The following is a 10,160-nucleotide window of genomic DNA, read 5'->3' on the forward strand; positions in this document are numbered from 1 at the left end:
CCGCTCTGCTAATAACGCGCCGCACAGCGACTCTGACGGCTATTGGGGCGTCGCCAAGTGGTAAGGCATCGGTTTTTGGTACCGACATTCCCAGGTTCGAATCCTGGCGCCCCAGCCAAACGCAGACGGTCCGTTCCGGACACATAGGTTACGGTTTATACCGGAGACATGGGTAACACTTTTGGCCCGAAGGGGTTTTGAAGTGGTTCGAGCCTGCATGTCTCATCGTCGAAATATCCCAAATCATAGTCCATGAAGCTAGCCAGCCAGATATGGTCCTTGACCTGTTTGATGCCGACGCTCTGGCCGGCGAAGACGAGGCTGAGGTTGATCTTCTTTCTGTTATAGCAGATGCGGCCGCAGGTAGTGACGATGACAGCCTTGTCGTGAAACGGATAATCGAGATCTGGCAGGCCGGCATAGGTCCCTGCACCAAACACCCTGGGCCTAGACTTGACCAAGAAGTGTCACGCTCGGCAGGGCCTTGGCGATCTGGCCAACCACACCGGGTGAAAGCGCGACCAGAACATGTTGCCTATCTGGGTGGGCCGGACCAAATCCTGCCGCGACCGAACTGTTGAGGGTGCCTTGTTGCCTCAGCGAGAGCAACGTTGTTTGCGGAGACCCATGCTCGTCGGCATGTGCAGAACAAGGTTGCTGTCACCTAGCTTCCATATCTTGTCTCGGGGCTTCAAGTTTCGATACGGCACTTGGTCCCGCCAGCGCCCCAAATGTGTGCTATTTTTGCTACATTTTTTGGCCGTCTGCCTAAATTCTATGATTTAGTCACAGCTTAATAATGAAACGCTCACGTTAATTTGCAAGATAGTGGCAAGGTCAGGCGCCAAGCCCGGCTGGGGCGCTCTTAAAAAGCGCGGGGAAACGTGGGTGGGAAAATGAAGACGACAGGTCTGTCGACCAAGGGCATGGGCGTTGGTCTTTTGATGACGGCTACCATGCTGAGCTGCTGGGGCGCGCATGCGCTGACACTCAAGGAAGCCATGGCGGTCGCGGTCGAATCCAACCCGGAAATCGGCCAGGCCATCGAAAACCGCGAGGCCATCGAGTTCGAACTGCGGCAAGCAAAAGGGCTCTATCTTCCAAGCGTCGACGTGGAGGCATCCGCTGGTGCTCGCCGCCTGGACAACTCCTCCCGCCGCGCGCTCTCTATCGAGCACGATGCGCTTTATCCCGCCGAGACCGATCTGACGGTTTCGCAAACGCTTTATGATAGTGGCGCAAGGCGCGCCGAACTCAACCGTCAAGCCTCGCGAGTCGATGGCGCCTCATTCCGCGTGCTGGAGCGATCCGAGTTCATCGGGCTGTCGGTTGTCCAGGATTACCTGGAATACATGCTTCAGGCCTCGATCGTGGCGGAGGCAAAGAAGAATCTGGGCTTTCACCAAGCGATTCTCCACGACATCAGGGAAGGCATAGCAGGCGGCGGGTTGAACGAAGCAGACCGGCAACAGGCCGAGGAGCGCTTGTTTGCGGCCAAGGCCCGCATGCAGGAGGCTTCCGAGGAACTCGAGGCCTCGAGAATACGCTTCTTCAAGACCGTCGGGAAACCGCTGACCAATGCATCGCGGCCAGGCGACGTTTCCTCTGCACTGCCAAGGTCCCTGGACGACGCGCTGGGCATTGCGCGGGAGAACAACCCGCGCGTCCACATGGCCAATAGCGATATCGCCGCCGCGGGCTCGCAGGTTGACGCCGCTCGGGCGAAATACGGCCCGTCGGTCGTCGCCGAAGGCGTTGCCCGGGCCGGATACGACATTGACGGCGACAATGGAGACACGTCCGATCTGCAGGCACGGGTGGTGCTGCGGTGGAACCTGTATCGGGGCGGCATCGACAAAGCGAATGAGCAGGAGCAGATCCGCCGCGCCAGCGAACAGCGGCTTGGGCTGCATCAGGTTCTGCGGGAGATCGAAGAAGCCGTTCGCACGTCGTGGGATCGCCGCTTCCGGCAAGCCGACCTGGCAAAGACCCTGAAGCTGCAAGCCGCTTCCAACGAGAAGCTGGTTGCCTCTTATCGCGAGCAGTTCAAGGTCGGACAGCGCTCGCTGCTCGATGTGCTGGATGCGCAGAATACGCGGTTCAACACAGCAACGCTGGCGGACACCGCGTCCTACGCATCCCTCTTTGCCCAATACCGACTTCTGGCGGCAACCGGGCAGTTGCTGAAAACGATGGACATCCAGCCGCCGAAGCAGGCCGCGGCCTACGCCAAGGATGAATTCGCGGTTCCGGAGATCCCGGACACCGAAACCTATGCACGGACCCCGTCGGAACAGAAGAACGACCTGCCCTTCGATATCCTCGCCCCTGTCAGGAAGAAGTGAGCCGTAAGGGGTGTTGAGGGTTCTGGCGGGCGGGTCGTGAATCAGCAGCCACATATTCTGTCGCCCAAGGAGGCGTTCAAGGCCTGCTTTTCGGCGGTGGCCGCCTATCTCGGCAGGCCGAGCGCCGAGACCGTGCTGTTTGCCGGAGTGCCGATTTCGGACACGCGCATCGAGGTCACCGAGATCCGGCATCTTGCCGAGCGGATCGGTCTCGAGACCCAGGAATTCAACCATCGCGACTTCCTGCGCGGTCGCGTCGATCTTCCGGCAATTCTCTTCCGTGTCAGTCAGTTGCCGATCGCCCTGCTGGCGGAAACCGACGGCGATGGGTATCTCACGGCCCCGCAGGAAGACGGGCGCACGACTGTCGGCAAATCCGAGCTGGCCGCAAGTTACATCAGTGGCGGCGTATCCTTCTCGATCACCTATGCCAACGCCACCGAGGGCATGAAGGTCGGGTCGGCGCAGCAGATCGAGCGGCGCCATTGGCTGACGGGGACGATGGGCGCTTTCTGGCGCACCTATTCCAAGGTCGTGCTGTCGGCGATCTTCATCAATCTTTTGGCCATCGCCTCACCGATCTTCACCATGAATGTCTATGACCGCATATTGCCGAACAAGGCGATATCGACACTTTGGGTGCTGGCGATCGGCATTGGCGCCGTCATTCTCTTCGATCTGCTTTTGAAAACGGCCCGAGCCTCGCTCATCGACTATGCCGGGCGCAAGGCCGATTTGCGGATATCGTATCTGCTGTTCGAGAAAGTGCTGAATTCATCCCTGTCCGCGCGCCCGGGCTCGACAGGCGAATATGCCAACCGCGTCACCCAATATGAGTTCGTCAGGGAATTTTTCACCTCCAACACGATCAGCGTGTTCATCGATACGGCTTTCGTCTTCATCTTCCTGCTCGTCATCTACGCGATCGGCGGCTGGCTGGTCGTCATCCCGGCCCTCGCTTTTGTGGCGTCGGTGGTCGTTGGCCTGGTCACGCAACGCCGCATCGGCAAACGGGTCGCAGCCTCCATGAATGAAGCCTCCCAGCGCCAGGCTCTGCTGGTCGAGTCCATCTCCACGCTGGAAACGATCAAATCGCTGCGCGCCGAAGCCTATTTGCTGAGGAAGTGGGGCGAGCATTCGAAGAACGCGGCCAACACTTCCGAGAAGATCAAGCAGCTCTCGGCGGCGGCCGGCAACATCACCCAGGCCATCCAGCAGCTTGTGACGGTCGCCCTGGTCGTGGCTGGAGCCTACGCCTTTTCGGAAGGGCATGTTTCGACAGGAGCCATCATTGGAACGGTGATGCTGGCGAGCCGGGCCGTGGCTCCGCTCGGCCAGATCGCGATCACCTTGTCGAGATTTCGCCAGGCCATGCTCTCCTTGAGAATGGTGAATTCCATCATGGCCCAGCCGGAGGACCGGCCGGATACTGTGGGCTTTGTCAATCGCCCGATTCGCAATGGAGCGATGACGTTCAAGAATGTCGGCTTCGTCTACCCCGGATCGGAAAACGAGGTTCTGTCCGGCCTGAACTTTTCGGTGAAGCCGGGAGAGCGCATCGGCATCATCGGCCGCATCGGATCGGGCAAGACGACGATGGGACGCCTGATCGGCAGGCTTTTTCTGCCAAGCTCCGGCGAATTGCTGCTGGATGGCATCGACATCCGCCAGTATCACCCGTCAGAGGTGCGCGCCGCCGTCGGCATCGTCGCGCAAGCCGGCGATCTGTTTTCGGGCACCATCAAGGAGAACCTGCTGATGGCATCTCCGGAGGCGACCGACGAGCAGATCATCGAAGCCGCGAAAGCCGCCGGCGTCGACGAGTTCGTGTCTCGCCATCCGCGCGGCTACGACATGAACGTCGGTGAACGGGGCACCAATCTTTCCGGCGGGCAGAGACAGACGGTGGCGATCGCCCGGCTGCTTTTGACCAAGCCGAAGATCGTCTTTCTGGATGAACCGTCCGGCTCGATGGATCTGGCGTCGGAACGGCAACTGATAAAGCAACTCAAGACCGCTTTCGACCACAACACGACGCTGATCGTCTCGACGCATCGCTTCAGCATGCTCGAATTGGCTGATCGCCTCATTGTTATCGAACAAGGAAAGATAGTTGCCGACGGGCCAAAAGAACAAGTCATTCAGGCGCTGCAGAGAACGAATTCCTGAATGAACAAATTATATCGGGCTGAAACCGATATGATAACGGGGCGTGGGAAATGCTTGCCAGGGAAGACCGCCCGCCGCTTTTCGCGACGGCGTCCATATTCATCATAGGGGCGCTCTTCGCCGCCTTTGTCGCTTGGTCGTCCTTCGCCGAGGTCGACGAGATCGCGCGTGGCGACGGCAAGGTCATACCGGCCTCCAAGACCCAGGTCATTCAAGCCAGCGAGCCGGGCGTCGTTCAGGAAATCGCCGTGAAGGTGGGGCAGGTCGTCAGGAAGAACGACCTTATTATCCGTCTTGACAATACTTTGAACACATCCAGCCTCGGCGAACAGCAAGCCAAGGCGCGGGCCCTGCAAACACGCATCGCCAGGCTCAAATACGAACAGAGCGGCAGCATCACCGGATCGTTTCCCTGTCCGCAGGACATCCAATCCGTGGCGCCGGAAATCTGTGACAACGAACAAAATCTCCTCGTTGCCCGGCGCGAAAACTTCGACAACAAGCTGTCGGTGCTCAAGTCGCGACTCGACCAGCGCGAAAAAGAACTGGACGAGGCGAACGCCAATCTCGACCGCCTGACAAAAAACCTGGCTGTGAGCGACCAGCAGGCGAAGCTGGTCGAGGCGATGGTCAAGAAAGGTCTGATGGCAAGGACCGAGCAGCTCAAGGTCGAGCAGGAACAGACCGAACTCAACGGCCAATTGAACCTGGCCGGCGAGACGATAAAGAAGGGCAAGTCGGCGATCACCGAGGCGCAGCTCCAGGTCGAGGAACTCGGGCTGCAGTTGAAGCAGGAAGCGCTCGATGACCTGACGCAGGCCTTGGCCGATCTTTCAGTGGTGGACGAAACCATTCGCGGCGCGACCGACAAGGTCGCGCGAACGGATATCCGCTCGCCGGTGGACGGCATCGTCAACACGATGGAGTTGAACACCGTCGGCGCCTTCGTCCAGCCGGGTACTGTCGTGGCCGGCATCGTGCCCACTTCCGAGACTTTGCTGGTCGAAGCACGTGTTTCGCCCCGCGATGTCGCGTTTATCCGCCCAGATCAGGATGCCTTGATCAAAGTCACGGCTTACGATTTCTCGATCTTTGGCGGCATCGAAGGCAAGGTTTCAAACATTACCGCCGACAGCCTGGTCGATCAGAAGACGGGCGAGCCCTACTATCAGGTGCGTGTTTCAACCGATAGATCGACACTGGAGCGAGACGGAAAGGCATATTCGATCATCCCCGGCATGATCTGTTCCGTGGATATCAAGACCGGTCGCAAGACGATCCTGAGCTACCTGCTGAAGCCGATCAACAAAGCCCGCCAGGAGGCAATGAGTGAGCGCTAGCGCCACCTCTCCCGCGACCCGGAGCGACCACTTGCTTCTGCCACTCCCGACAGAAGATTTCGAACTCGAGTTCCGCGTCGTGGCGCGCGGCGGCATCAGGCGCGGCATTCGGCTCGAACGGGCTTTCTGGGTTTCGCTGAAACAGATGGCTGAAAGCCGCAAATGCACGATCGGCATGCTGGTCGACGAGATCGCCGAAGGTCACGCGGAGAAAGGAAACTTGACCTCGGCAATCCGGGTGGCCTGCATACGCGAGTTGGGGCGCGAGAACCTGAATTTGCGCAGGCTTGCATCGATCAGGACGATAAACGCCATTCTGCTTGCCTGCCCGTCGCCGGCCTTCGCCTTGGCCTCGACGAAGAAGATCGTGACCTTCAATGCGCCGTTCCAGCAATTGGTCAAACGACAATTGCCGGCGGCATTCGACGAAGACACGCGCCAGGACCTGAAGCTGGCGCTGGATCTCAACGTGGCCGATATATTCGCCCGCCTCGACACCAATGGCGACGTTGCCGTTGCGAGCGGATTTGTGATTGGAGCCGGCGAACGCCGTTACCGGGGCCAGTTGAACGTGGTGCGGGCGCCGGTGCTGGATCTGGAATTGCTGATGGCTTTCGTCTTCAACGGCTAGCGCCGTTCCTCGTTCACGCAAACGCCGAACGGCCCTATGTGCCTGACGCAATTCCGCCGGAAAACCACCAAGGGACTTTTCCAGGAATAGTTCCGCCATTCAACCAGGACAAGAAAGCCGGCGCGGGCCCCTTACTTGACTTCCGTCTGGACGCCTTCGCCAGGGGCGACGGTTGCGAAACCACCCTTGACATCGGCCATCTGGGCGGCCCCCGATTTGGACCCGTGGATCCAGGCCCGGTCGGTGCTGAACGAGTACAGTGGCTGATAATTCGGAAGGGTGCTGTCCTTGAGCACGGTATCGTTGAGGCTGTCGAGAATGTAAGCGCCGCTTGCGGTGCTGACCGAAAGCACGGCGTGGAAGAAGCCTCGCTTGCGGTCCTGGAGAACGACGAGCGACATGCTGCGTGCCGGAATGCCAGCCCTCAGCAACGCCGTCATCTTCAGGATGGCGAAGTCCTCGCAGTCGCCGGCACGATTGGCGAGGATCTCCGAAGGCTTCGCCCAGTAATCGAGCTTGCCGTAAACGACGCTGTCCTTCTTATAGGCGATCAGGTGGTTGATGCCGCTGTCGATGAACGACAGTTTTTCGACGAACCCCTTGCCTTGGGCGGCCGAGACCATGGCCGCGAAGGCTGGGCTCTCGTGGTCACAGGGGCTGCCCGCGGTGCAAGCGGTTATGGCTCGGTAGACCGGTGCCCAACGCGCCGAAACGGGAAAATTGCGCATGGACAGCGCAACCGACCCGAAAACGCCCGGAATGATCGACGCCGTCTGCATCGGGTCGACACCCCTGCCCTCTTCCGCCATCGAGGCGCTGGACCCGTCCTGAACGGAAACGGGATCATATCCGTTCAGGGCAAGGCTGATCCGGTAGGGGGTGGCCGGCTGCCAGGGCTGGTATCTCTGCAGCGAAATGCCGCCGAGGCCAAGCGGCGCCTGGACCGCTCCAAGCAGTGCTGTTTGGGGCATGAAATTCCTGATGACGGGTCCGGCAAGGGCTGGCTGCGCCGAGCCGGCTATCCCCACCGCCAGCAGAAGCAGCTTGAGCTTGCACTTCCCCGGAGCATTCTTTTGTTTTTTCATGACGCCCACCTTTGACTGTGGACGCTACCAATTTTGTCTCAAATTACTGGAAAGGAAGATGGATAAGTTTCCCACGAATTCACTTTGCTGATTTTAGTAAAATTTTACATGTATTTATACTTATATTTACCAAGTTTTCCGCGCCGCCGGTGGCGAAGCGCTATGCCTTCCAGGCAACATATAACTGATTATATGTTCACAGTTTACCAAGCGTAAAAAAAGTCATCGAAGGCATATCCAAATATATAGAATGCATTGACGGACCGTTGCAAAGTCAAGCCGCCGCCTGTCTCTATCCGGGAAATACCGGAGGGGTTTGAGCTATGGCGAACAGTATTGAACTGGACAATCTTTCGAACTCGTGGGACGAGCATTTCGTCTCCAACGATCATCACGACCTGACAGCGCCGACCCAGGTGGTGGCGCAAGCCGCGCCCGCCGAGCAAGCGGCGGCACCGGTCCAAACAGCGCCGGCCGCGGCCGAGCCTGTGCCGGTCGATGTCGGTGGCGGCGCGCCAGCGGCAGCTCCGCCAGCGGCAAACGCCCCGCACGAATACGTCGCGGACGCAAGCAACGTCGTCAAACTTCCCGCCAATGTCTCGATCGACAACATCAAGGTCGACGGCCACAACCTCGTGCTCGAGCAGGCGGACGGCTCGGTCATCGTCATCAAGGACGGTGCCCTGCATGTGCCGACCTTCATCATCGGCGACGTCGAAGTGCCGCGCGTGGCCTTGATCGCAGCGCTGGAAGCGAGCCATGTCGATGTCGCCTTTGGCGCGGACGGCTCGATATCGGCCGGTGGCAGCACGACCTCGAGCGCCGGCGGCAATTTCGAACAGCCTGCCGGCGGGATCGGCGACGGCTTCGGACTATCGGCGCTTCTGCCGCCGACGGCTTTGCAGTTTGGGCAGCCGGATCATCGCGAGTTGTTCCCGAGCCTCCTGCCCGATTCAACGCCGTCTATCGCCGACCTGACGCCTTCCGTCGGTGGCGGCGATACCACCGTTAATGAAAAAGGCCTGCCGGCAAGCTCCGGCGCGGAAGGTTCGGGCGAACTGGCCGCGCCGGGCACCGACGGCGACACATCCGAACACAACACCGGCACCTTCACCATCACCTCGCCTGACGGTATCGGCTCGCTGACCATCGCCGGCCAGGTGATTTCGGGTGCAGCACTTGCCAACAGCGCATCGGCGCCGATTGAAATCACCACACCGCTCGGCAACACGCTGACCATCAACGGCTACGACGCCAGCACCGGCCAGGTGAGCTACAGCTACACGCTCGTCCATGGCGCGGTGCATCCCGGCCCGGGAACCGATTCCATCTTCGACGACATGACATTGACGGTGACCGACACCGACGGCGACGTCTCGGCTCCCGGTACGCTGTCGGTCCAGATCATCGACGACGTGCCGACCGCCAATGCCGACATCGGCACCGTGCCGTCCGGCAGCCATGCCGCGATCACCGGCGATGTGTTCGTGAACGACGTGTTCGGCGCCGACGGCAAGGATGCCGCGGGTGGTGTCGTAGGCGTCGCCGCCGGCAACACCAATGCCAATCTCGACAGCGCAGCGACCATCGGCTCTGTCATCCACGGCACCTACGGCACGCTGACGCTGCATGCCGACGGCTCCTACAGTTACACCCGCGACGCCGGCTCGCCCGGCGGCGTCAACGACGTCTTCACCTACACCATCAAGGATGGCGACGGCGACCTGGCGCACACCACGCTAACCATCCAGATTGCCGATTCCACGCCCACCATCAGTGGCCTGACGCCCGATACCAGCGGCGGCGACGCCACCGTCTACGAAGCAGGTCTTGCGGCTCGCAATGGCGAGCCCGCCGGCTCGGGCGAGTTCGCCGCCACCGGCGGCCTTGGCAATGGCGACCCCAGCGAGGCGGCGACCGGCGACTTCACCATCACCTCGGGCGACGGCGTCAAGTCCCTCGTCATCGACGGCATCACCGTCATCCAGAACGGCGCCCTCACCGGCACGCTCTCCGTCACCACGCCGGAAGGCAACACGCTGACCGTCACCAACTACGACGCCGCTACCGGCAAGGTCAGCTACACCTACACGCTGCTCGACAACGAACAGCATGCCGCCGGCAACGGCAACAATGCCCTGTTCGACAATCTCACCATCACGCTGACCGACCAGGACAATGAGAGCGCCACCGGGACTCTCTCCATCAACATTGTCGACGACGTGCCCACCGCCAGTGCCGACATCGGCAACGTGCCGTCGGGCAGCCATGCCGCGATCAATGGCGATGTGTTCGTCAACGACGTCTTCGGCGCCGACGGCAAGGACACCGCTGGCGGCGTCGTAGGCGTGACGGCCGGCACGACCGCCGGCGGCGCCGACGCCAATGTCGGCACCCAAATCCATGGCGACTACGGCATGCTCACGCTCAATGCCGACGGCACCTACACCTATACCCGCAACGCCGGCTCGCCAGGCGGCGTCAACGACGTCTTCACCTACACCATCAAGGACGGCGACGGCGACCTGTCGCACACCACGCTGACCATCTCGGTCGGCGACTCCACCCCCAGCGACAGCATCCCGGCACC

6 protein-coding genes, 1 tRNA gene and 1 pseudogene are annotated in these 10,160 nt (G+C 60.5%); 6 read left to right on the forward strand and 2 right to left on the reverse strand.

Annotated elements, in window-relative coordinates; translation table 11 throughout:
- The first annotated feature begins 43 nt into the window (after positions 1-43).
- A tRNA-Gln gene (locus FJ954_RS22715) sits at positions 44-118 on the forward strand.
- Between the two features lie 37 nt (positions 119-155).
- Here the strand turns inward: FJ954_RS22715 and FJ954_RS22720 are convergent.
- A pseudogene (locus FJ954_RS22720) lies at positions 156-416 on the reverse strand (integrase); the annotation flags it as partial.
- A gap of 480 nt (positions 417-896) precedes the next feature.
- Between FJ954_RS22720 and FJ954_RS22725 the strand changes: the two are divergent.
- Genes FJ954_RS22725 through FJ954_RS22740 form a run of 4 tightly spaced genes read left to right on the forward strand, consistent with a single transcriptional unit; the run spans position 897 to position 6,485 of the window.
- Positions 897-2,345, forward strand: a complete 1,449-nt coding sequence (locus FJ954_RS22725) for a TolC family protein (RefSeq protein ID WP_140663264.1) — start codon at positions 897-899, stop codon at positions 2,343-2,345.
- Between the two features lie 36 nt (positions 2,346-2,381).
- The gene (locus tag FJ954_RS22730) at positions 2,382-4,514 is read left to right on the forward strand and encodes a type I secretion system permease/ATPase (protein WP_140663265.1); all 2,133 of its coding nucleotides are present in this window, start codon (positions 2,382-2,384) and stop codon (positions 4,512-4,514) included.
- A gap of 50 nt (positions 4,515-4,564) precedes the next feature.
- Positions 4,565-5,854, forward strand: coding sequence for an HlyD family type I secretion periplasmic adaptor subunit (locus FJ954_RS22735; protein ID WP_015318757.1), 1,290 nt, complete (start codon positions 4,565-4,567; stop codon positions 5,852-5,854).
- Positions 5,844-6,485, forward strand: a complete 642-nt coding sequence (locus tag FJ954_RS22740) for a ribbon-helix-helix domain-containing protein (protein WP_140618714.1) — start codon at positions 5,844-5,846, stop codon at positions 6,483-6,485. The genes FJ954_RS22735 and FJ954_RS22740 overlap by 11 nt, the downstream gene beginning before the upstream one ends.
- A gap of 131 nt (positions 6,486-6,616) precedes the next feature.
- Here the strand turns inward: FJ954_RS22740 and FJ954_RS22745 are convergent, their stop codons facing one another.
- On the reverse strand, positions 6,617-7,570 hold the full coding sequence (locus FJ954_RS22745; protein ID WP_140663267.1) for a transglutaminase-like cysteine peptidase: 954 nt from the start codon (positions 7,568-7,570) through the stop codon (positions 6,617-6,619).
- A gap of 323 nt (positions 7,571-7,893) precedes the next feature.
- Here FJ954_RS22745 and FJ954_RS22750 point away from each other — a divergent pair.
- Positions 7,894-10,160: Ig-like domain-containing protein (locus FJ954_RS22750; protein ID WP_181177895.1), on the forward strand; the 2,267-nt coding region annotated here is incomplete at its 3' end.

Source organism: Mesorhizobium sp. B2-3-15 (assembly GCF_006442875.1).
Classification (GTDB): Bacteria; Pseudomonadota; Alphaproteobacteria; order Rhizobiales; family Rhizobiaceae; genus Mesorhizobium; species Mesorhizobium australicum.

What these genes read in the sequence shown, in the direction of transcription:
- FJ954_RS22725 (WP_140663264.1), top strand. Translation starts at nt 897, where the DNA reads ATGAAGACGACAGGTCTGTCGACCAAGGGCATGGGCGTTGGTCTTTTG.
- FJ954_RS22745 (WP_140663267.1), bottom strand. Translation starts at nt 7,570, where the DNA reads ATGAAAAAACAAAAGAATGCTCCGGGGAAGTGCAAGCTCAAGCTGCTT.
- FJ954_RS22735 (WP_015318757.1), top strand. Translation starts at nt 4,565, where the DNA reads ATGCTTGCCAGGGAAGACCGCCCGCCGCTTTTCGCGACGGCGTCCATA.